Below are 24,456 nucleotides of genomic sequence, written 5' to 3' on the forward strand. Positions count from 1 at the left end.
CTCCCTCTTTTCTACCTTCTACAGCAATTTTTCACCAACAGCCATATACAACTGCCGAACAATGGAATGCTTTTCACTTTTAATCATATTTCGCCACTCAACTGAAATACGCCCTAGAACTTTGCTGGATAAAAAGCCATCATGTACCAGCTTAGAGGGAATAGCCAGTCCCTCAGATTTAAAAAACATTTCATCACCGATTACTTCACTATGAGCACAGATAACTTCAAAATCCACGTTTGACAATCCACCTTCTTTGAGTATTAAAGGCAGCTCCCGACCAATTTTTGGGTTTCCCCCTTCAGCATATCGGGCCTGGCAGTAAGAGTTGTAAAGCTCTCTCAAGTCTGTAACATTTGGATAAGCCATAATATGCATTTCAAAATCATTATCAACGAATATCGCTTTTCCGCCAGGCTTCAGTATCCGTACAATCTCGCGAACAGCTTTTACGGGATTCGGTAAATGCTCCAATACCAATCGTGTTATCGCAAAGTCATAAGAATTTTCAGGTAAATCCGTTTCCATAATTGATTTTTGAATTACCTGGTATTTGTTAGGCAGACATTGTTCTGACAAATATTTTCTTGCATAATCAACCAGTAATGGATCAATCTCTACAGCAGTAATATTTACATTAGGGAACCTCTTCAAGATTTTTTCGGTTATAAAGCCAGGACCTGATCCAGACTCCACTATTGCCATACCGTCACTTAAACCAAACTCGATATAGTGCTTGCATTCTTTATCCCAGAACAATTCCACTTGAGCTTTTAAACGGTTAATTTCTTTTTCGACGTTGGAAGCTATAGTACTTATTTGGTAAGAACCTTGTTCACTCATTATATTACCTCCTGACATCGGGCGTTAATTTATGCAAAAAAGCAAAAATTTCGTCAGCCGCAGCTCCCCAATTGGGATCCAACATCATGTCATGGCTGATTTCTGGAAATACGACCAATTTTGTGTTATAAGCCTTGCAAGTAGAAACGGCGGTTGCCGCAGTAAAAAACCTGTCGCTCAGTGAACCTAGTACCAACATCGGAACCTTATTGTTTATGGACTTCGGAACTATTCGTCTGCACAAATCACCAAGTGCTTTTGTCGATTCCGGTTGAAGCAAACTTATGATGTCACTCCTTTTCTTCATCGGTAACTGATCGGATAAAAATAGGTCTGCCGGAAATTCAACATTTTCTCCTTTATTAAACAAATTTATTGCAAGTACCTTCCGCAAATTTGTTAATAATAACCTCCAATATTCTTTTACAAATCCACTGGGAGGAACCGAGGACATTAAAACTGCCGCGGTTATTTTATCCGGATATAAATACGATATTTTTTGAACAATCGCTCCTCCCATCGAGTGACCGATTAAAACCGGTCTTTGCCCTAACAACTCTATGGTTTTCAAAACATCCTCCACATAATCACTCAACGAACAGGTATTTAGTTCTTCATTGATAACGCTTTTGCCGTGCCCCCGGAAGCTAACAGCATAAGAGGAAAATCCTCGTGACGAAAAGTATGCAAGAAAATTTTCTTCCCAGCACCAGGCTCCATGATATGCCCCATGGATGAAAAGAAGGGGAGGGAATTCTAAGTCCGTTTCAGGTAAATACTTTATTAATTCCAGTTCCATTCATTACAACTCCTTAATCATAGAAGATAAAGTTTGCCGAAAAAGCAAGCTTTTTGTGGAGAGTCCTATAAAGACGGGGAAAAATAACTGCTAATAGATCCGACTCGCTGGTTAAGTAATTCCGCAGTATCATTCATAAGCTTTTCCCCAATCTGGTCAACATGCCGGTTTCTCCAATTTTCTAATGGAGTTCCCTTAACCCATTGGTTAAACGCCCCCAGAGCAGGACCACATAGTACCTGATAATCCACTTGCTGTCCCGAAGTACCGTTTAAAGCCAAATCAGTAGCGTAACCAAAATACCACCTAAAGATTAACGCCATTTTTTGTTTTTGGTTTCGTTCCGCATTCTCTATCTCTTGCGGCAGGCAATACTGTTTTACTTCTTCGTAGATTTCTTCAAAACTCCGTTTAAAGTATTTTTTCTGAATTTGCTTTTTATTCTTTTCGTCAATTTCGTCTAATGAATTATACTGGCGATACAATTCGTAAAGCTTATTGGCTCTTGCAGGGAAAAACACCCCTCTTCTTAATACCTGAACTTTAGCTCCAATCTCAAACATATCTCCTGCAGGTGTATATTCAGTATCTTGTACATTCATCTGCTGCAGCAAATCTTTTACTGCTTCACTTGTACCTGCCTCTACAGTACATTGATTGACAGACCCCGTTAGAATAAAATCAGCGCCCAAGATAAAGGCCGCTGCTGCAGCCGCAGGAGTACCTATCCCTCCGGCAGCACCAACTCTTACCTTTTTACGATATCCATACCTGTTGGTCATTTCATCCCGCAGCTTAGTCATGGCCGGCATTAGGGCATATGCTACACCACCATCGGTATGTCCGCCAGAATCTGCTTCTACACATAAATCATCTGCTACTGGTATTTCTTCTAACAGTTCAGCTTGTTCTCTGGTAATCCTGTTTTCCTGAACCATCTTATCTACAATACGTTCGGGTGCAGGACTCAAAAAAATTTCAGCAATCTCAGGCCTTGACACCTTAGCTATTATCCGGTTACTACCCGAAACCGTCCCATCAGGATTGCGCCTTAACCCCTGAACACGGTATTTAATTAGCGCTGGAGTTATACTCATATATGCCGAAGCCTCAACATTTTTTACCCTGTATTTTATATACAAGTCTGCGATGTCTTCCTCCTTTTCAGGGTTGTTCGGGTTATGCAGCAAATTCATCCCATATGCTTGTCCGCCTGACAGTTCTTTTTGTATGTACTTAATTGCTTCTTCGATTTGATTCAGTTTCAGCCCACCTGTGCCAAAAAAGCCCATCATCCCAGCTTTACCCATGCTCACTACCATTTCTTTGGAGGCTATTCCCCTATACATTGCACCTGTCAAATATACATATTTAAGATTGTAATCCTTTTTAAATCCGGCATCACCCAAAGAATAAGCCGTAATACCCAAAGATGTATTACAGCTCTGCTCCTGTATGCCTTCGGTTTCTTCATCGTCTGTAATTACAAGTGGCTCTGCCTGCTCACGTATCTTCTGCACCAACTTGGTTAAAACATCTCCAGGCCCGATTTCCTCAAACTCCATTTCTCCAACCCCCATTAAATACCTTATACTCTCTGTCCATTTAACCGGCTGGATAATTTGCATGGCTAAATTCTTCTTTATTATCTCGGGTTTGTAGATTTTGGCATGGACATTTGATATAACCGGTATAGATAATTCCGAAAATGTAAATTGGTTCAGATATTCTTCGAACCTTTCTTTCGCATCTTTCATATATCTGGAGTGAAATGCCCCACTCACGTTAAGAGGGATATACCTTACACCTTCCATTTGGGAAAACAAACCACTTGCTCTTTCAATATCAGCCTTGAGGCCGGAAACTATGATCTGGGTTGGTGAATTGTAGTTGGCAATTTGTATGGTATCGAAACCGTTGTCCATTAATATCTCTTCGACTTTTTCGTCTTTTAATCCAAGTACTGCAGCCATGCCTCCGCCAATTGCCTGGCTCATCAGTTCTCCTCTCTTTTTTACCAACTTCAGTCCTGTTTCAAAATCAAAAATATTTGCAGCAAATAGTGCACTATATTCCCCCAAACTATGCCCAGCCAAATAGTCCGGCTTCCTCCCCGTTTCCTTTATCTTTTTTAGATAAGACAGAACATTAACAGTATATAGTGCCGGCTGGGTATATTGAGTTTGGCTCAACTGACGTCCTGAGTCTTTAAGACACAACTCTTTAATGGAATAACCGAGTATCTCATCTGCTTTTGTTGTTATTGCAGGAAATTCATCGAAGAGCATCCCTCCCATCCCTTTGATTTGAGAACCTTGACCGGGGAAAAGATATGTAACCATTAGTAACCTTCCTCCTCGTTTTTATAAGAGTTTTTATCTCTGGTTAAAATCCTTTAACCATACTTCTGTGACTTTAGCCAGATTCTTCAAATCCTGGTTAAAGGGCGCCATAACGGAAAAAACCTCTGATTGGAAACTTACATCAATATTACGTTTGGCAAAGTTAGCAAGCGTACCTCCAGGACCCAAGTCTATATAAACAAGATTTTGTTCTTATTCCAGTTTCCTGACAGCTTCGGAGAACATTGTTGGTTTTCTGGTCGTCTCCCCAAAATACCCATTCGGTAGTTGGGTCAATATACCTCCATGCATAAAGGAAATCAAAGGAATCTGAGGGCTTTGATAAAATCTACCCTTAAGAAAATCGAGATAGCAATTTGCAGCTTTGTCACCCATTTACGAATAAAAATAATTTTGCATATAAAGTTCTCTCCATATTTGATAGTATTAAGAACCTTCACCCGAAAATATAAATACTATTGATTTCTCCATAAATATCACCTTTGATTTATAAAATAAAGGGGTTTTGAATTTTACTAAATATAGGCTCTTTTATTGAAAATTAAACAATCCGTTCTTCTGTTTTCGCATTCTAAATTCCACGAACTTTTCCTTCCGTTCAAATAAGAAATAGATATTTTCCTGCATAAGATACTTTAAAGGATACCCCGGTTCTTTACCGTATGAATGTCCTGGATAAACGCAAACCTCTGGAGATACTATTTTTTTTATCATCTGTATTGAATTAAACATCTCTTCCGGGCACCCCCCTATAGAAGTACAGATTCCACAACCTTCAATGAAAATTGTATCTCCTGTGAACAAAGAATCAGAAAGAAGGAAACTCATGCTTCCCACCGTATGACCTGATGTGAGGAGAGCAGTAATATTAGTTTGTCCTAATTTTATTGTGTCAAAATGTTTCACCGGATTCAAGTTTGTACACTGGTACTTGTAAAATTCTATTTCTTTTAAAGACATGTAAACTTGAGAATTAAATCTTTGAATTAATGGTTCAACCAAGTTTACATGATCAAAATGTGAATGCGTAAGGAGGATTTTCGTTGGGTATACGCCTAACATTAGAAGCTTGGTTGTAATTGTTTCAATATCCCAAGCGGGATCGATAACGGCCGCTTCCTTGGAATATATATCACAAATTATATAGGTATAGTTTTTTATAAATGAAAATTTTAATTTTAACTGGTGAATAGCATAAGTTTTTACTTTCTCCTGTAATTGGCTTACTGGCAAACCATTCATTGAGGCATAACCTTCCTTTTAAAAAAGCAGTTTATGTTTAAATAGTCTAGAATAACACTAATTTAGAATCTTGCATTATCTTGGGGCTCTATAAAATTTAGTGCATTTATTAAATGTGTAATATTAAGACAAATTTCAGTACTTTTAGGATAAACAATCGTACACACATAACAACCTAAACAAAACGAAATTCCTTTATACTGTTCAAAGTTCTTAAAATTACTTATCATAAATTAACGTGCCCTACCATCAATTAGCATCTAGTAAGTGCTTTTGTCATATAGAATTCCTCTGTGTATACACCTCTATCCTTTTGACCAGAAAATACAATACGCAAAAATAATATTACCTCAACAATTATACAATGTATTCATAGTAGTGTCAATTTATTCCGTATATGTTATTTTTTATTTAGTTACACAAAGAATGACCTAAATTTCATATTTTTGTTATTTATATAACAAAATAAAAAATAGAGGATACACTGTATAAAGTGACCCCCATGTCAAGGACATTTTTAAAAAAGGGACTTTGAAAAAGGTTAATTTTTTAATATCCTTTGTATAATTTTTAATTATGTGAATATAAATGTAAAGGTTAAAGATGCTATATACTATATCTCTGGTTGTGGTATTAGTAATGACAGTAGCTACGCTGATAAATATATGCTAAAAGAACTACTTATCACGAAAACTCCTAGCGGGCATACCGTTAAACTAGAAGGCATAATTGCTTACAATAAGGGGATATACATTACTGCAAGTGGTGATGAAAATCCAATCTAGATATATAGCATTTTTTTGAACCATAAGGGAAGTAAATATATGTTAATTACAAAGGCAATGAGTTTCGATAGAGATTCTTGGTATGGAATATTTACTTTTGAAGGGAATATATATAACCCTAAACAATTAGATTTCACTGTAAGTAGCACTGAAAAAATAAACTTAAAAATTAGTTTAGATAAAGTTAAGGGATATTTTAATTATAATGATATTGGGCCTACTGTTTCCAAATTAACTCGCAGGATTATTCAGGAGCTTCTCTCGGACAAGCGGCAGGCTGTCCAGAAATGTCTGCATGAATTTTATATGCTTCACTTACGTTCCGAAGTTATTCAGCCAATTCAATCAGGCTCGTTTACTGTTACCATGCCCTGTTCAAATCTTCTCCTGATACCCCAGGTACTGTTTTCACTGATTGAGCGACTTTCGTCCTGCCTTGAGTAGACAAAAATGATGTCGCACTCCTCTGTTTGCCTTGGTGGACGATCTATATCTCACAAACATTCGCCTGGATAGGTCATTTTTTAGTCGATTTGTTACCTACTTATGCATTGCATAATCAGTCTTGCCCCCTGGTTTAATACCGCACAATATATATACATCTAGCCATAAGCTTTTAACCTCATATTGTATCGTATTAACCGCAACATTTCTTATACTTCATTTGTCATATAGCTTCATCAAGAACCTCCTTCATCAAGAGTGGAGGCATGGCTCTTTCAACTATGAAAAGTATAAGTAGTTAATCGTTACTTAATTAAAAATCAAAGTGTATAAATTCTTGACGGTTATATTTAGAATCAATAATGTGATCAATCAAACTTTTAGCCATTTGCTCCAGTAATTGTACTTTTTCAGATACAAGATTGATTGCCTCAAGCGTCGTATCTTCACCACCATGTACAATTTCATTTCTTTTATCATACATGTTATCTATCCAGTTATCGGGAAGTCCCCAACTTTCTATTTCACCAAAAAAATCAATATAACACTGATAAATTTGATTTTTAATACTATCATGCGGCCAAAATATACATAGAATTGCTCCCAAAGGTATTGCCTCCCCGTTTACTGTCGGTTTGTTTTTTATTAATCAGAAAATTTATTTACAAGTTTATCCTTGTAAATGAGTCCCAAAATAAAAGCCAATCCGGCTATTACTGATATAATTATCGTTGACATATAATTTTTTTCGAAAACACTGGCTCCTACACTAACAGATGCTAACAGCCATGGTAATCTACTTACAATTAAAATTCCGAAGAATTTCAAAGGCTTAATAGTAGTCAGTCCGGCAACATATATTAAATAATCTTTTGGCAGCCCGGGAATAAAGAAGAATATAAACAGAAAAATTGAAAAATTTTTATGCCCCATTATATCTGTCATCCACTTAAATTTTTTCTTTTTTATAAGATTTTCTATAAAATTACCACCTAAAAGTCTTGTAAAAAAGAAAGCAATACCCGCCCCAACTAACATTCCTACTGTTGTATACAACGTTCCTAAAGGTACCCCGTAAATGTATCCACCCGCAAGCTGAATTACTTCCCCAGGAATAGGAGCAATTACTGTTTGAAGTATTTGGAATAAAATAAATATTAACGGCCCTATTTTTCCGGTTGAAATTATATAATCACGAAATTTATCAACGGATACAGTAAGTTCGAGAATAGCAGGCAAATGTTTCAGCAGCGGAATAATAACCAGTAGACCTAGTATGACTAGCGATATTTTACTGATTAATAGTTTCTTTGATTTGTCCATAATTATATAACCTTTCTCTCATTAAGTATAAAAAATTACTACTGAACTCATCCCTTTGATTGTTTTGTTAGTTTTAAATATTCCTCGAGGGTTTTATTCCATAAAGCATAGCTTTTTTCCTTGCGATGATCTTTTAAATTGGTATGTGCGGATAAATATGCGCCTATGTAGCTTGTTACTTTTTTAGCTCCGTAATAATTTAAATGATCCCCTTTATCGCGTGTATCGCGGGACCAGTCAATACCCAAATCATCATTAAGCAGATTTAAATCAATAAAAGGAAGCCCATTCTTTATAGCAAAATCAGCTGTAGCATTATGCTTTTGAGATGACCAGCACAAAGGCGATGGTGCACAATATAAAATCAATTTAATATCCTTTTTATTGCAAAGATTTACAATCTCATTCAAATAAAACATTGGTATTTTCTTGATTTCTTTAACTTTTTCTGTTCTTTTTATATAACTCCCTTTTGTATAAGGCTTAACAGTTGTACTATAATGTAACCCTTTAAACATAATAGATGATGAATTTCCTTTCGAATTAGTATTTTTCATCTTGTAAACACTTAAGTTTTGCCATCTATTATGATACTCAAATACCGGAAAAAATTTTTTAGTAATTCTATCAGTGATATTCAAAAATTCATTATACAAGCTAAAATTCCGTGCAAAAGAATTAGTCTCCAACAGAACTACTTTTGGGGACTGATTTTTAAGCAACTCTTCCAATAAGTAATAGGTGTCCCGCAAATGTTGAGCCGAAACTCCACAATTATACCCTGCATATCCGTATTCTTTCCAAATTTCCATAGGTGAAATACTTGATTTACACTCACTATCACCAATAGCCAAATAATCCATAGTATTTTTGGGCTCACTTAAAAACCCCTTTACTCTTTTGTAAGTACCTTCCTCAGCTTTGTTTTTCGGTGCAAATAAATATGATGAAACATTCAATAAAATTAAAAGTCCGATTAAAAATGATATAAATTTAATAACGTTTTTATATTGCATAAGCTTAACCTCTTAAGTAAATCTAAAATCCGGCATAAATCAATTTAGCCTTTAAATATCCGTCACCATAAGCTCCAAAAATAATTATCAGCATTATGGTTGCGTAATAAAAGCTCCAACGAAACATAATATTCCACCCAGCAATCTTTTCACTAATGGAAATTCCTTTTTCATGAAAAATGCCCACTGTCAATACAACAACAAATCCAAACAATACCACTGCAAAATCCTGTATTGAAAGCCCTAATCTTAATACTGAGCCATCTGTAACTGCGGACAATTTAAATCCGAAAAATATTGATTTAAACATTGAAATACCGCTTCGCATACCATCTGCTCTGAAAAATAGTTCTCCTGTAAATATAATTATCAGCATTTTAACAGTCTGAAAAGCATAATACAGAATACTATTTCTATTTATTCTTAAAAATGATGTTACCTTTTGTACCAATGGCTCGGCTGCAATACCAAGAAAAATAATAGCGAAGTAGTACATGCCATAAAAAATATAATTCCATGCGGCTCCATGCCATAACCCGTTACAGCTCCAAACACCAAACAGAGCAATAGCAGAAGGTATAATTTGTCCAATATGCTTTCCAAACTTTTCTCTTGTACTTTTGCCAAGTTTCTTAACAAATTTGGTTAATGATATTGGATAGAAAATATAGTCTTTAAACCATGTACCAAGTGTGATATGCCAACGTCGCCAAAACTCCGAGGCCGTTCTGGAGAAAAACGGCTGACGGAAGTTCTCCGGAATGGTCACGCCAAACATCCTACCCGTACCAATTGTAATATCAATGCAACCCGAAAAGTCCATATAAAGCTGAAAAGTATAACAAACCGCAGCTACGATAACAATAAATCCATTATACTGTGCATGTTTATTAAATACCGTTTCTACAAGCAGATTTAATCTATCTGCTATGACAATCTTTTTGAATAAACCCCAAATAATCCGCTGAATGCCTAAAGTTATATTATTATACTCCAGGGACTTCCCTTGGTATAAGTCTTGTGCTGTTTGTTTATAACGACAAATCGGGCCTTCCATGATAATTGGGAAAAATGACATGTATACTGCCAATCTTCCTAAATTGTCGTCCGGCTCTATCTTTTCCCAATAAACATCTGCAAGGTAGGATACAGCCTGCAAGGTATAAAACGATATGCCTATTGGCAGTGCAAGTTTAAAGACTGGCACAAGAATGGGTGATGATAGCATCTTCAAAACACTATTTATATTTAAGCCAATAAAATTGAAGTATTTAAGAAAAAGCAGAATACCAATTTGCATTCCTATTCCAAATATCAATATCCCACGGCATTTTTTTACATATGCAGCTTTCAGGGCTTTTTTATCATTTGTAGTGATTTTCTTTTCAGCATAGTTTTTCTTGCAGGAAAATAACCAAAGCCCTATATGGTGAACAGAAAAAGTAGAAGCAATTATATATAATAAAAGCTTTCCGCTTATTAGGTAGAAAAAAATATAACTCGCAAGCAAAAGTATTTTCCATCTATGTTTTTGTGTTGCAATCTGATATATCAGTAAAACAACCGGCAAAAATACGAATAGGTATAACGGTGATGCGTAACTCATTTTAATTTTCCTCTTGCAGACGTTGAATCAAATTCCATATAGCTTCAGCAGAATTGAAGTTTGCTGGAATAAGATCAACCGGAGTGATTTCTATTTCAAAAGAATTTTCCAATTCGCCAACCAGAGCAAGAATTAATAACGAATCCAAATAGCCGTCATCTATTAGTCTGGTCTCAGTCATATAGTCTATATTCGCATTTAGTGTATTAAGTATCTCCAATAATTTTTCCATGTTTTCTGTCTCACTTTCTTTAATTTTAATAGTTTAAGATATACGTGGGGTAATTGCTTCTTGCCAAACGAAATTTACACTTTTCCGAGTACAAAAGTACTTGTGGCAGTTCATGGCTTAAAAACAATGATATACCTTCTGTTACAGAGTAAGCACCAACCTTTTTAAAAATCAATGTATCACCCCGACTTATGTCAACGAAAGGATATTGTTTGACCAGCACATCATTGACAGTGCACAGTGAGCCGCAAACAGTCCACTCTTTTGCTTCTCCACTTTTTTCATTCCAATGGATAATAGGAGGCTTTTTCATTCCCATAATTTGTCCTAAGTAATTTAAATGATGAATGCCTCCGTCAACAATGCAAAAGTTCTCATTGTTATTTACTTTTACATCAACAACACTCGTAACATAAAAGCCACAGGATGCAGCAATAAATCTTCCTATTTCCAATGTGATTTTCCCTTTGAAGTTAAGCTTTTTAATCTGTTTAGCAAGCAAATCAAGCATTAAATCTTCAACATTATTATTATCTTCAAAATAGCAAATAGGAAGCCCCGGTCCATATTCTATTTTTTTTATGTTAAAAGCATATTGTTTTTGTAAATCAGAGCATAGATTATCGAGCATTTCGAGTTCTTTTTCAAATTTGGAGGTTGATTTCTTCTGAGTACCTGAAAAGAACTGAATTCCTTCAATATCTATGTATGGATTTTTATTTCTGTTTGCTATAATTTCTCGTATAACTGTTTCATCCATGCCAAACTGATTCCCCGTTGTCAATCGCAATAAAACCCGCACATGCCTCTGATGTTCTAAAGCAAAGTCTGCAATATTTTTCCACTGTGAAAGGGATTCAATGGTATAGATAATTTGGTTGCCATACTCATAAATCATAGTTTCTATATCTGTAAAATTCTTATATACACCGGACATAACGATTTTATTTACATCTATATCAGCTAACTCACAAATGTTGAATTCTCCATGAGAACAGACCTCAAAATAATCAACAATATCTTGCATTTCCTTAATTACAAAGGGATTGGCCTTCATTGCGTAACATATCTCCACATCTGTTCCTAGTGCAGTTCTGATTTTATTTATCTGATTGGCTAATATATCAGTATCAAATATATAAAATGGTGTTTGATACTGACTGATAGCGTACTCTATTTCACTTTTATCCATTTTTATTTCCCCCACGTATCCAGTAATTTTGCTCTATCAATTTTCCCATTCGCAGAAACAGGCAATTCAGATAATGCAATAAATGTCTTCGGAATCATATATCCAGGTAAGGATTCGTGCATTTTATTTTTAACTTGTACACTTTCCATACATCCAACATAAAAAGCTATAATCTGGTTTTTGTTGGTATCTAAAACACAGCAGGCTCTATCGATTCCTGGGTAACTATTAATTATCAACTCAATTTCTTCCAATTCAATACGGTGTCCCATATATTTAATCTGAAAATCTTTTCTGCCTGCAAAACAAAGATTACCGTCTTTGTTGTAAAATGCATCATCTCCTGTTTTATAAATGAGCTCTATATAACGTGAATTCGATGGATTCTGCACAAATACATTTTTCGTTTGCTCAAGGTTATTATAGTAACCTAAAGCCAGAGCTGTACCAGATACACAAAGCTCACCAATTGTCTCTTTATCTTTGATTTTCTTGCCATTTATGTCTAATAAAAACACTTTTTCATTTGGAAATGGTTTTCCAATAGGTATCTTTTCATCTAGCCCGAACTCTTTATCAATTATATAGTAGGTACAATTACATGTAATTTCCGTTGGGCCGTATAAATTTGCATAAACCACGTTTGGCAAATATTTCTGCCATAATTTAAGATGCTTGACAGGCATCGGCTCTCCGCTGAATAATATTTTATTAACCTCTGAAGGTACCCTGTATGTCAATCCTTTAAGTTGAGTGACCATGCATAATGCAGAAACTGCCCATATCATTGTTGTCACTTTTCGCTCACAAATATAGTCAAGCAACTGCACCGGAATTGAGAAAAACCTTTTAGGTATGATGACCATAGTAGCTCCAACTTTGAGTGTTGAATAGATATCCTTAACGGAAACATCAAAGTCAAACGGCGCTTGATTTCCTATGATATCTTTTTCGGTTATATTAAATATGGAAGGGAAATACTCCATAAAATCAATGACAGAGCGGTGACTTATTAAAACACCTTTTGGAACTCCGGTAGTGCCTGAAGTGAAATTACAATATAACGGGTCAATATCCTGAGACAAAGCTCTGATATACTGCAATCTTTCTTCTGCTATTTCATTTCTTACAATATCGTAATAATCAAGTACCTTTCCTGTAAATCCAATTTGATGCAGCATATCTGCGTTATCACCGAGTGTTATAATACAATTTGGCTGTGCAACCTGCAATATCTGAACAACTCGTGCAGCAGGCTGTTCCGGGCTAATTGAAATATAAAAGCATCCAGCATAGACAATCCCCATAAACGCAGTTACCGTCTCAACGCTTTTATCCATATATACAATAATTGGGTTTCCAGGCAATTCAAAGGCTGACAAAGCACTGCCGATGCTCTTGGCATTTTGTAGCAGTTCCTTATACATGCAGTTGCTTTTTGTATCTTCCACAACTGTTTTATCTGCATATCTTTCAGCAGATTGCTCAAGATACTCCAATACATTTTTCATTTATACTCACTCCTTAATGCTAAGTTCAATCAATTTGTTAAACAATTTCTGAAGCTTCGATTATTTCATAACTTTTTCAAACACAAACATTGATTCAACGCTTTTGGGTTCTTCTACTTTAATAATATGAAAGCCGCATTTATTTACATAAAAATGTACATTTCTCATCAAACAAGTCGGCGTTACCGTATTCCACGTCTTAGTCTGCGGATACTTCTTCTCTATTTCCAGCCATGACCTATGGCCGATCCCGTTGTCAATGCATTGCCAATCTATATAAAACAGCTCCAATGTATTATTATTGTCTTCATTAATATTTAAAACTGCACCTCCTACCATATTATCTTCCAGATAAAAAACTAATGGTGTCGCCTCAGGTCTATCAAGTACGCCTTCTAAAGAAGGGCCTTCGTCTACTTCATCATTATCCACTTCAAAATTTTCCGGAAAGTCTTTCATAGAAGCAGCAAAAGATTCTTCCATCATAATTTTTGCTTCCTCAAAGTTTTCACTATTCATTGGTACTAAAATTAACTCCTGCATAAATTGTACCGCCTCCCTTAATGACTTATTTTTATGTGTATAAAATTGTAATCTAAATTTTCTTGAATTTAAATTTCGATACCATTAAATAACCAAGTATCATCAATAAAAATATTGACGAAATCGATGAACTGCTTTTAACAGGCATAATTAGTACATATAATGCCACAATAAAACCGGCAAGTGTTATCGGTACTCCAGTAAAAATACCATTAAATTCGCTAATATTATATTTTGCCAATCTATAGGAACCACATATTATGTATAGCAATAAAGAACAAATGCCAATAGTTCTTAAATTGTCAAAACCCAAAAAACTGAATTTATTAAACACTAACAAAGCCGGTGCAACTCCAAAAGAAACTAAATCCGATAAGGAATCCAGTTCTTTGCCGAATTCACTAGATACTTCCAGAGCTCTTGCAATTCTGCCGTCATATCTGTCCATTAAAGCTGCAATAAGTATAAATATAGCACTTATAAAGAAATTTCCTTTTAACGTTTCAAGTATTGAAAGTACTCCAAATGATAAATTTAATAATGTAAGTAAAACAGGTATCCTTTTCTTAAACATATTCCTCCAAGTCTGATAAATCTATTTATCCAGTATCTAAGATTTACTTCTTCCTACAAAAACTAATTATGCACTTTACTTCTTAACATTTCCTTAAAGAAATCTTAAAAAATATGAAAATACTATTTGTTTTAGAAATAATAGAGGCGTAAGCTTTCGCCTACGCCTTTATACAAGTATTATGAATGTTATTGTAAATACCTTTAATGCTTTAAATCATATGAGGATTAATTACTCGTATCCACCAATATTCCCATATCTGATATTGATATACCCGAAGCATCAATCAGTCTGCTTTTAGCGGCCGACTGCCCTTCTAGAGTAGAAGGAATTTTTCCGTCAAGCTGTCCTCTTATACTTTCTGAGCGCAGTTTACAAAACGTCTTTAAAGTGTCTGCACCCACAATAAACTTTTCCGTAGAACAAAATTTAGTTGGATCCTTTTTTACATAAGGTGCAATCAGATTCTCTGTTTCTTCAATAATACTTTTAATATCTATGGATTTTAGAAAATCATTATAATACTGATGATACATCTTTGTGTATTTTTGGTTTGCAAAAATCCATGCAAGCATAGGTCGTTCACTGAGCTTGGGTATGCGTAACGGAGTATCAATCGGGTCGTTAACTGCATTTATTGCGGTTGTTTCATCATAAGCGCCAAATGCAAGATTATAATCCCATGGCAGCATAGACAATACACCATCTTTTTCGTACAAGTAATAATTATGAGAAGTGTCTCCATTATAACTGTCGCCGTTCACCACATAATTATGGACTATAAAATACCTAAGAACCTTATCTACATTTATAGCACTTTCTATTTTTTTATTACAGCTAATATCTTTAAGAGATTTAATAAGTCGTAACTTATCCGATGTTTTTATCTTTGTCTTTGCAGATTCAAATATTTCAGCATAGCTTTCCACATTTTCATCTTTAAATACTAATTTTGTAGCATCAAGTGCCGATTCTTTTTCATCCCACATATTCAATGCAGTGTCACTATCAGCATTTCCCCCTAAATCAGAATTATCCTCTTGAGAATCTGCAGCAGCGTTCTCCTTATTATCTTGTGCATCAGGCCGTTCTTCAATGTCATTAGTTTCCCCCGGTTTGTACAGATTTCCATAATTACTGCCATAGTTTCTTTTAAGGAACTTTTTATCCACACCTTCCAATGCCAGATATAGCCCCCAGTGCTTACCATTTACCGAAATAGCAGTATAGCTGCAAAGAGGCGCGGGAACACTAAACTCCCGCATCAATCGATATGTAAGATAGTCTTTCATATACGTATTATCAAAAATCATATTGTTCAGGGATAGTTTCTCAAGTCCATGATATTTTATAGCTTTATCGTACTGGTTGAATTTTATCTTAAGGCTGTACCTGCTACTTTTCATTTTTGAAACAGATGTAAGCGAAGTATCACCCTTTGCGCAGATTCCAACATTTTTGTAGTTCTCCCCGTCAATAATAACCGAACAGGCAGAATACTTCTTATTTTCACAGCTTTTTAGAAAGCTATCCCAATTATCCGTAACAATGTTTATTTTATGAACCTTTGATGTATCAAACAGACGACTTTCGTAATCACTAGTTTTACCAATAGATTTTATTCCCAAGCTTTTTCCATTCATGAATACTACCGCAAACGTCAGAGCCAAGACCATTGCTGTAATGCAGATTTTAGAAAAGTGTTTATTGGTTGACATTCTACCAGCTCCAATCCCATGTATTCCCCGTTAAAACTGACAAGCATGGCTCTATTTACTCCACTTATTTCTCCAAGTGTATTAACAAAATCCGTATTATCATCTTTCAGACGAATTTCCATATTAAGCTCAATCATACCTCTTTGCGTGGTCTTACTTTTTACTGCCAAATGTGAGACATGGCTCTTTAGAAACTCTCTTGCTTTCATTTCTGAGCCAGTATCTTCACACTGCATAACTACAATATATGGATTTAAATGTGATTTTTTGTTTACAAGTACAAACAAACACAAACCAATAATAGCGCATCCAAAAACCGCAAGTGGAATCATTCCTGCTGCCAGTACTATACCAGCTGCGATTGACCAAAATAAAAATGCAATATCCAGAGGTTCCTTGACGGCAGTTCTAAAACGTACTATGGATAATGCACCCACCATACCAAGTGACAATACAACATTAGAAGTAACTGCAAGCATTATAACTGTTGTGATTAGCGACATTGCTACTAATGTTACTCCAAAACTGGAAGAATACATTACACCCTGATATGTCTTTTTATAAACGAAAAATATAAATAAGCCAAGCATTAAAGCTAACAACAAAGACAAAACTACATCCATCATGCTGACATTAGTCACGTTGTCTATAAATCTGGATTTAAAAATTTCCTTAAAAGTCATTATAAATTCTCCTTTTCTCTATAGCCTTATGTAAAACATTTTAGTCATTAGCCATATATACGGCAGATTGCGTACTTTGAAAATGCCGCGGAACGTCGGCTCTCCAGCCGGACAGCATCTCTTATAATATCAGGAAGAAACTCGTCCCATTTTACTTCAAGGATAATCTTAGGTTCTCCTGCAGGCATTGTAGGGCAATCTGTGTTTAAAAAATCAGTACAACTGAGTCCTGTTCTAATATCATAGTCTAGTGTAACTCTTACGTTTCCAGCGTAAAACACATAAGGTTCTCTGGTATAATCAACAATTGTTTTCGGTTTAAGACCTTGTATACACATTTTTCTATGTAGTTCCTGAATAAGAGGTTTATCATTTTCTTTCATCCAGTCTATCCGCCCGTCTACAATGTCCTGCGCTTGCTCGTTTGTAAGTGCAGCTTTTTGCTTATTCCCAACACCTGCTACCTTGCTTTTTTTCTCCAGATAAATCTTTGATGTATCTAAATTATAGTAGCGAATTCGAAATTTCTCTCGCCTGCTCACCCCATCTTGCTTCTCACGTAATGCCTTGTCTGTTATAGTTTCAAAATATAAGCTGCGTATCATATACTTGCCATCTTTTGCGTACGAATCCGGTTTTGCAACTGCACACAACCTATGGCGAAGTGCTATCATGTCCGAATATGTAATCTCGTGTTTTAGCTCATGCCTAAACTTCAAAATAAGCACCTCCTTCCTTCAAGAACTAATTATGCACTTTACTTCTTAACATTTCCTTAACAAAACCTTAATAAATATAAAAAAATACCATTTATTCCAATAAAAAACAAAGACGTAAGCTTTCGCCTACGCCTTTACACAAGGAAACATCAATGTTATTTTATATAGAGCATCTGTTTGTTCAGATATACATGTTCCATTCATTTTCAACATCATATTCTTTATACTTTGAATACCAATTCCAGTACTATCTCCATTTTCTCTGATTGCTTTTACATGGTTCTCAAAAGAAATTCCAAGCATATTTTCAGAAAACAGATTTGATATCCGTATAGATTGTTCTGTGTCTGCATACTTTACAATATTAGAGGTTATGTTGTCCATGATACGTGAAATACAGTCCAAATTCACCTCAATGTACTCATTGCTCCATCCTCCGGACAGTTCAGTTTTAAATCCGTTTTGCTCCAGATAATTGCACGTTTCTGATATAAGATCATAAAAAACTACTTCATAAGACTCAGTAGTTTCACTTAATAGCTCCGTATTTTCAGCTATCAATGAGTACTCAAACAAGTTATCCGTCTGCTGCTTCATACGATGTGCTATCCGGTCAATTTTGTCCAAATACTCAATCAGTTGCCTTTCCTCTTTATAGCCGCCTTTTTTTATTATTTCTATATATAGCATAATTGCTGTTAGAGGAGTTCTAAGGTCATGTGACATTTCGGTTATAATTTTCTGATTTTCCTGAACAAGATTTGCTTCTAACTTCACTTGCTCACAAAATGACTTGCGCATACTGTCAAGCCCCGATGCTAATGCAGCTAATTCATCTTTTCCGGTAACAGTAATCTCATACTCTAGATTCCCTCCCTCTAAAATACCAATTTCATCACTTAGCTGCCTTATATAATGCATTTTTTTTCTGATTCCGATTAATACAAGCATAAGAAAAACAACAAAAGTTAATATTAATTCAATAATAAAGGAATAAGTATAAATTCTGTAATCATACATTCCGTTTATATGCACCTGAACCTGTCCGTCAGAAAATGTTACAGGATAGTATTGTTTGCGTGAAAAGCTGCTAGTATCCATATTCTCTGGCTCTAGGTTTTCCTCATTAGGATAATCAGAGTCATATATCAAAATCTTATTTCTATAAAGCTGAATCGAAAGTATTTTTTGCTTTTTTACCCAAGTGGTTAATTCTTTTAGATTTTTAGCTGTTAATTTATACGCAATTACATGTTCCTGAAGCTTTGCGATATATTCCTTGTTCTTTTGTTCCACATATTTGGGGTTAGAGTAATAGGTATCAATATAATACCCTGTTACAGTATTTACAATTACAAATAGAATTCCTGAAAGCACTGCTGAAACAGCCAGAAGTCGAAATAATGAAAAATATATAGAATTTCTTTCACTCGGCCTGCACATCAAATTTGTACCCCTTTCCCCAAATAGTTTTGATATATTTGGGATCTTGCGGATTGCTCTCTATCTTCACGCGAAGCTTACGAATATGAACCATTACGGTACTGTTACATGAATAGAAATACGGTTCTTTCCATACACTTTCATATAGGTTTTGTGCAGAAAATATTTTTTTAGAATTCTGCATCATTAAAAGGAGAATGTTATATTCAATATCAGATAGCTCTTTCTCTTTTCCATTTACAAGCACTTCGTTAAATTGTTGATGAATCTTTATTCCCCCGATTTCTATATAAGGGCTTTCTTTATCATTACTTTCTGAAGGTTTACCCTGATATTCACGGTATCGCCTGACCAATGCTTTTACCCTGCCTAACAATTCTGCATAGGTAAAGGGCTTAGTAAGATAATCATCCCCACCAGCCATAAGACCAATTAACTTATCAGACTCCTGTGCTTTTGCCGTCAAAAAAAGAACAGGCAGGAAGGAAACTTTTCTAATTTCTTCACAAGTTCTTAGACCTGACATTCCGGGCATCATAATATCTAAAATCACCAAATCCATAAGCGTATCTAATTTTTCCAATCCTGTCATTCCATTTTCCGCTTCTATCACTTCATAGTTTTCGCTTTCCAAAAGAATACGGATTCCTTCACGTATGTCATAATCGTCTTCGATTATTAGAATTCGTCCCCTGCTCACTTTTTATCAAAATCCTTTCAGTTAGTATCATATCAATAGTATCACTTAAAACTGTTTTGTTAAATGACTAATTCCAAAATCCGATTTTTCGGTTAAAAGTCGATACTCTAATGCTGCTTTTGTTATCATAAGATATGATGAAGCTTCACAAACTGTTTTCTTTTACAAACACCTCTTATTTATCTTTCACGACCTTACTTGCAAACTGGCTGTTATAAAGCTTCTCATAAAGCCCTTTTTGGTTCAGAAGCTCCTGATGTTTTCCCTTTTCTATGATTGTCCCGTTTTGCATGACCAGAATCAAATCAGCGTCACGAATCGTTGACAGTCTGTGTGCGATTACAAAGCTGGTCCTACCCTGCATAAGCTGATTCATGGCTTTTTGAATTTCCGCTTCTGTTCTTGTGTCAACGCTAGAGGTTGCTTCGTCAAGAATAAGTATAGACGGATTCGCAAGAATAGCTCTTGCTATCGTCAGCAATTGTTTTTGCCCTTGAGATACGTTCGACCCGTCCTCATTTAAAATGGTTTGATACCCTTGCGGTAAAGTACGGATAAAATGATCCGCTCGAGCAGCCTTAGCCGCAAGAATCACTTCATCCAGGCTTGCGTCCGGCCGGCTGTAGGCGATGTTGTCCTTTATGCTTCCTTGAAAAATCCATGTGTCCTGCAGAACCATGCCGAACATCTTCCGCAAAGTCCCACGACTAAATTCTTTAATGTTCACATTATCAATCGTAATTCTTCCGCCCTGAATTTCATAAAACCGCATCATCAGATTAACCAAAGTGGTTTTTCCTGCTCCGGTTGAGCCTACGATGGCAATCGTATCCCCTGAATTAAAATGGATATTGATATCTTCCATCAAAACCTTGTCCTTAAGATATCCAAATCTCACATGTTCGAAGGCTATTTCCCCTCGGGGGTTTTTAAGCTGTTTGCTGTTCTGAAGATCCGGCACTTCTTCTTCCTCATCCAGAAGTTCAAAAACACGCTCCGCTGATGCAACAGCAGATTGCAACATATTCAGTATATAGGAAATCTGTGTCATGGGTTCCGAGCACATGTCGATATACTGAATAAATGCCTGAACATTTCCCAGAGTCATGGTTCCTTGCACCGCAAAAATACCACCGACAACTGCGACAATGACATATCCGATTTTTCCGATAAACCGTATCAGTGGTTCTATGGAAAAAGCGGTAAACTGTGCCTTTCTATTTGCGTCACATAGCTGTCCGTTCACTTTTTGAAAGGCTTTCACCGATTTTGCTTCCCCGCTAAAGGCTTTTATCACAACTTGACCGGTAAACGCTTCTTCTATTGTGCTGTTTAATTCACCAAGATATTTTTGGTTATCAGCAAAATGGCCTTCGACCCTATGTGCTATTTTAGTGGTGATAAACATGGATAAAGCGAGTGTAAAAACCGTAATCAGCGCAAGAAGAGGATGAATGCTCAGCATAATTACAATAGCAGCTACAATAGTAACTGACGAAGAGATAAGCTGCATCATCCCTTGCTGAAGGCTGTCGGCTACTCTCTCCAGATCACTGGTAGCACGGCTTAATATATCTCCTTTTTTATGGCAATCATAATATCTTAACGGCAAACGGTTTAGTTTTTGGCTAAGTTCTTTCCGCAAGCCCAAAGTAAGAGTTTGTGCCACTCCTGATATCAAATATTGCCCAAAGTATATAAATAATGAAGTTAAGATATAAATAACAAGCAAAAGAATTACGGTTCTTCCGATTGTATTGAAATCCACAATGAATTTGATTCCGGTTGTCAGTGACTCTTTTATTCCCTTAGTCAACTGATCAATCACTTGACCCATCACCAGAGGAGCCACAAGGTTAAGCGCGGAACTTACCAGTACGGTAATCAAAACCGCTAAAAGTTTAAACTTCTGCTTTGCTAGGTATTTCAGCAAGCGTCTGGACGTGGCTTTGGCATTTTTAGCTCTGTCAACGGAATTGTCCATGCCAATATCAAAGGTTTCTATTTCTTGATTTATATTCTCGTTCATAACGGCCTCCTTTCCTATTAAACCAATTCTTCTTCACTGAGTTGTGACGCCGCAATTTGTCTATACACATCACATTTCTTCATCAAGTCACCGTGTCTGCCTATGCCCGCTATTTTTCCGTCATCCAATACAATAATCCGGTCGGCATCCATGATTGAACTGACGCGCTGTGCTATAATTACTACTGTGGAGCTTCCGGTTTCACTCTTCAAGGCTCTTCTAAGCTTTGCGTCTGTATTGAAATCGAGGGCAGAAAAGCTGTCATCAAAAATATAAAACTCCGGTTTCCGAATCAGAGCGCGGGCAATTGCCAGGCGCTGCTTCTGCCCACCAGACAGATTGCTTCCCCCCTGTGCCACATGAGAATGATATCCTTGCTCCATTTCGGTAATAAAATCATGTGCCTGGGCAACTTTAGCAGCATGCTCAACTTGTTGTTGTGTAGCATTTTCTGTGCCGTACCGGATGTTTTCTAATATTGTCCCACTGAAGAGAAATGTTTTCTGAGGGACAAATCCTATTTTATCTCGCAGTTCTTTTTGAGACAGCTCCCGGATGTCGATACCGTCAAGCAAAATACAGCCCCTTTCGATTTCAAAAAAGCGGAGTATTAAACTTGCTATGGTTGATTTTCCAGCTCCTGTGCCTCCAATAATTGCGGTAACTTCTCCAGAGCTTGATTCGAAGCTCAAATTGGAGAGTACCGGCTCTTCTGCATTCGGATATCGGAACGTAACGTCCCGGAATTCCAGATGTGCGTATTCTTTCCTTCCAGAATGAGGTACTGCCATGTCTGAAATTTCCGGATTTATCATAAGAATCTCATTAATTCTGTCGGCGCAGGCCTGTGCACGGGGAATATACATAAACATCATAACACCCATAATTAGAAATATCAGAATCAAAAAGCAGTACTCCACCATGGCCATAATGTCACCGATTTGCACAGCACCTTCCGCAGCCCTTACTCCTCCAAGCCATAAGATGCCGATGATGCCGCAATTGATAATCATCATCGCAATTGGCTGCAAAACTGCTATCATCTTATTAATACGAATTGCATTGTCCGCATAATCGGAAGATGCCGCGTCAACTCTGCTTTTTTCATATTTTTCGCGGTTAAACGCACGGATTACGCGCACGCCGATTACATTTTCCCGAAGGGTTCGGTTAATATTGTCCATTTTTATCTGAATCAGTTTAAATAGAAGAATTACTTTTTTCCCTAACAGAGCAGCTAAAAGTAAAAAGACAACCATAGTTGCCACAATAATCAGCGCAAGTACCCTATCCTTCGCAAAGGTAAGACATAATCCTCCGATTGCCATGACTGGCGCAGGCAGCAGCATCAAAATAAACATAATCGTGGTATCCCCGATTAAGGTTACATCGCTGGTTGCCCTTGTAATCATAGAAGCCGTTCCAATTTTGTTAAAATCGGTAATTGAAAATGATTGTACTTTTACAAATACTGCCTCGCGGATATCCCGAGCCAGTCCTGCGGATAAATTCGTAGCTAACCGGTTAATAAAAACATTGACTGCTCCAGTCAAAGCCGATATCAGCAGCATAAAGACTCCGGCTTTTATTATATAAGGAATATCTCCCTTCATTACTCCTTTGTTCACAATTTCGGCGGTGAGAGTGGGAATAAATAATGTACCGAGCGTCAACAAAAATGTGAGCAATATTACAGCCACAAGCGTGACTTTATAAGGTTTTAAAAAGTGAAACAGTTTTAGCATAAATATTCTCCTTGCTTGAATTCGTTCATTACCTATCCTATAATAAGGTATAACGTAACCAGATAGTCAATAGGGAGAGAAAATAAAAATTATGATGAAAAAATCGAGCAATTATTTCACAACAGGAGAATTTGCAAAGCTTTGTGGTGTAAACAAAAGAACTCTTTTTCACTATGATGACATCGGACTTTTCAAGCCTGACATCACGGATAATAACGGGTACCGATATTATTCCTACCGCCAATTTGAAGTTTTTTTAATTATATCAATACTAAAAGAACTAAATCTTCCATTAATTGAGATGAAAAAATATTTAGATGAAAGATCACCTGAACACTTGCTTTATTTGTCAAGTCAAAAAATCAAAGAAATTGACCAAAAAATAAAAAAGTTAAATCAAATAAAGCATTTATTAGAAGAAACAATTGTTTTTACAAATAAAGGGATGAATGCAAACTATGAAGAAATAACTGTTGAGGAACTGGAAGAAGAAAAAATCGTCCGAAGCGAACTTCTCAACGAAGAGAATACGAAAGATTATATCAGGTGGATGCTGGAATTCACCAATTTTGAGAACAGAACTATGTCAAAAGACTCATCTTTCGTAGGTACTATGTTAAGCAAAGAGAATATTAAAAATGGTAACTACATTAATAACTCTTACTTCTTTGTGAAAACAACCGATGAAAGCATTTCAAATGCAATAAAACCAAAAGGTTTATATGCAGTAGCTTACCATCACGGGAGTTTTGAAACTATTGGCAAAACCTATGATAAATTGATGAAGTTTTGTGATAAAGCTCATTTACGTCTGGGAGACTTTGCATATGAAGAAAATCTTTTAGACAGTGTTGCAGTTAGAAATGAGGATGATTATGTTGTGCAGATTACAATTGCAGTTGAAAAGTAACCTTTCTACCAAAAAAAGGGAACTTATACAAGCTTT

Annotated in this window: 23 protein-coding genes; 3 read left to right on the forward strand and 20 right to left on the reverse strand. The window is 36.1% G+C overall.

Annotated elements, in window-relative coordinates:
- Positions 1-18: 18 nt before the first annotated feature.
- From P0092_RS11550 to P0092_RS11565, 4 genes are all read right to left on the reverse strand, one after another.
- Positions 19-843: a class I SAM-dependent methyltransferase gene (locus P0092_RS11550; RefSeq protein WP_004618171.1), complete on the reverse strand. Its 825-nt coding sequence runs from the start codon at positions 841-843 to the stop codon at positions 19-21.
- 4 nt (positions 844-847) lie between these two features.
- Positions 848-1,642, reverse strand: a complete 795-nt coding sequence (locus P0092_RS11555) for an alpha/beta hydrolase (protein WP_004618169.1) — start codon at positions 1,640-1,642, stop codon at positions 848-850.
- 65 nt (positions 1,643-1,707) lie between these two features.
- Positions 1,708-3,984: an ACP S-malonyltransferase gene (gene fabD / locus P0092_RS11560; protein WP_004618168.1), complete on the reverse strand. Its 2,277-nt coding sequence runs from the start codon at positions 3,982-3,984 to the stop codon at positions 1,708-1,710.
- 552 nt (positions 3,985-4,536) lie between these two features.
- On the reverse strand, positions 4,537-5,247 hold the full coding sequence (locus tag P0092_RS11565) for an MBL fold metallo-hydrolase (protein ID WP_004618166.1): 711 nt from the start codon (positions 5,245-5,247) through the stop codon (positions 4,537-4,539).
- 578 nt (positions 5,248-5,825) lie between these two features.
- On the opposite strand from P0092_RS11565, the gene P0092_RS11570 reads away from it, so the two are divergent.
- Together P0092_RS11570 and P0092_RS22145 are read left to right on the forward strand one after the other, a co-directional pair.
- Positions 5,826-6,032, forward strand: a complete 207-nt coding sequence (locus tag P0092_RS11570; protein WP_276186896.1) for a hypothetical protein — start codon at positions 5,826-5,828, stop codon at positions 6,030-6,032.
- A 39-nt stretch (positions 6,033-6,071) separates the two neighbouring features.
- The gene (locus P0092_RS22145; RefSeq protein WP_040758457.1) at positions 6,072-6,476 is read left to right on the forward strand and encodes a hypothetical protein; all 405 of its coding nucleotides are present in this window, start codon (positions 6,072-6,074) and stop codon (positions 6,474-6,476) included.
- Between the two features lie 313 nt (positions 6,477-6,789).
- Here P0092_RS22145 and P0092_RS11580 read toward each other — a convergent pair whose 3' ends face one another.
- The 16 genes from P0092_RS11580 to P0092_RS11655 form a co-directional block, all read right to left on the reverse strand.
- Positions 6,790-7,083: a hypothetical protein gene (locus P0092_RS11580; RefSeq protein WP_004618164.1), complete on the reverse strand. Its 294-nt coding sequence runs from the start codon at positions 7,081-7,083 to the stop codon at positions 6,790-6,792.
- A gap of 38 nt (positions 7,084-7,121) precedes the next feature.
- Positions 7,122-7,799, reverse strand: a complete 678-nt coding sequence (locus P0092_RS11585) for a TVP38/TMEM64 family protein (protein ID WP_004618161.1) — start codon at positions 7,797-7,799, stop codon at positions 7,122-7,124.
- 47 nt (positions 7,800-7,846) lie between these two features.
- Positions 7,847-8,815, reverse strand: a complete 969-nt coding sequence (locus P0092_RS11590) for a hypothetical protein (RefSeq protein ID WP_004618159.1) — start codon at positions 8,813-8,815, stop codon at positions 7,847-7,849.
- A 22-nt stretch (positions 8,816-8,837) separates the two neighbouring features.
- Positions 8,838-10,421 (reverse strand): MBOAT family O-acyltransferase, encoded by a 1,584-nt coding sequence (locus tag P0092_RS11595; RefSeq protein WP_004618157.1) that lies wholly within the window; start codon positions 10,419-10,421, stop codon positions 8,838-8,840.
- 1 nt (position 10,422) lies between these two features.
- Positions 10,423-10,653, reverse strand: a complete 231-nt coding sequence (locus tag P0092_RS11600) for an acyl carrier protein (protein ID WP_004618155.1) — start codon at positions 10,651-10,653, stop codon at positions 10,423-10,425.
- A gap of 25 nt (positions 10,654-10,678) precedes the next feature.
- Entirely contained in the window at positions 10,679-11,845 is a 1,167-nt protein-coding gene (locus P0092_RS11605; protein WP_004618153.1) for a diaminopimelate decarboxylase family protein, read from the reverse strand.
- 2 nt (positions 11,846-11,847) lie between these two features.
- Complete coding sequence (locus tag P0092_RS11610) at positions 11,848-13,356, reverse strand: amino acid adenylation domain-containing protein (RefSeq protein ID WP_004618151.1); 1,509 nt, start codon at positions 13,354-13,356, stop codon at positions 11,848-11,850.
- Positions 13,357-13,416: 60 nt separating this feature from the next.
- Positions 13,417-13,899 (reverse strand): GNAT family N-acetyltransferase, encoded by a 483-nt coding sequence (locus P0092_RS11615; protein ID WP_004618149.1) that lies wholly within the window; start codon positions 13,897-13,899, stop codon positions 13,417-13,419.
- A gap of 52 nt (positions 13,900-13,951) precedes the next feature.
- Positions 13,952-14,473 (reverse strand): CDP-diacylglycerol--serine O-phosphatidyltransferase, encoded by a 522-nt coding sequence (gene pssA, locus P0092_RS11620; RefSeq protein WP_004618147.1) that lies wholly within the window; start codon positions 14,471-14,473, stop codon positions 13,952-13,954.
- Between the two features lie 227 nt (positions 14,474-14,700).
- Positions 14,701-16,191: a CotH kinase family protein gene (locus P0092_RS11625; protein WP_004618145.1), complete on the reverse strand. Its 1,491-nt coding sequence runs from the start codon at positions 16,189-16,191 to the stop codon at positions 14,701-14,703.
- Entirely contained in the window at positions 16,134-16,874 is a 741-nt protein-coding gene (locus P0092_RS11630; RefSeq protein WP_004618143.1) for a DUF4956 domain-containing protein, read from the reverse strand. The genes P0092_RS11625 and P0092_RS11630 overlap by 58 nt, the downstream gene beginning before the upstream one ends.
- A 47-nt stretch (positions 16,875-16,921) precedes the next feature.
- Positions 16,922-17,593, reverse strand: a complete 672-nt coding sequence (locus P0092_RS11635; RefSeq protein ID WP_004618141.1) for a polyphosphate polymerase domain-containing protein — start codon at positions 17,591-17,593, stop codon at positions 16,922-16,924.
- 126 nt (positions 17,594-17,719) lie between these two features.
- Positions 17,720-19,036, reverse strand: a complete 1,317-nt coding sequence (locus tag P0092_RS11640) for a HAMP domain-containing sensor histidine kinase (protein WP_004618140.1) — start codon at positions 19,034-19,036, stop codon at positions 17,720-17,722.
- Complete coding sequence (locus P0092_RS11645) at positions 19,020-19,736, reverse strand: response regulator transcription factor (RefSeq protein ID WP_004618137.1); 717 nt, start codon at positions 19,734-19,736, stop codon at positions 19,020-19,022. Before P0092_RS11645 ends, P0092_RS11640 begins: the two co-directional genes overlap by 17 nt.
- A gap of 175 nt (positions 19,737-19,911) precedes the next feature.
- Positions 19,912-21,765 (reverse strand): ABC transporter ATP-binding protein, encoded by a 1,854-nt coding sequence (locus tag P0092_RS11650; protein ID WP_004618134.1) that lies wholly within the window; start codon positions 21,763-21,765, stop codon positions 19,912-19,914.
- A gap of 17 nt (positions 21,766-21,782) precedes the next feature.
- Entirely contained in the window at positions 21,783-23,510 is a 1,728-nt protein-coding gene (locus tag P0092_RS11655) for an ABC transporter ATP-binding protein (protein ID WP_004618132.1), read from the reverse strand.
- A 91-nt stretch (positions 23,511-23,601) separates the two neighbouring features.
- Between P0092_RS11655 and P0092_RS11660 the strand changes: the two genes are divergently transcribed.
- Positions 23,602-24,420 (forward strand): MerR family transcriptional regulator, encoded by an 819-nt coding sequence (locus P0092_RS11660; protein ID WP_004618130.1) that lies wholly within the window; start codon positions 23,602-23,604, stop codon positions 24,418-24,420.
- Positions 24,421-24,456: the final 36 nt, after the last annotated feature.

It is taken from the genome of Ruminiclostridium papyrosolvens DSM 2782 (genome assembly GCF_029318685.1).
Lineage (GTDB): Bacteria > Bacillota > Clostridia > Acetivibrionales > DSM-1351 > Ruminiclostridium > Ruminiclostridium papyrosolvens.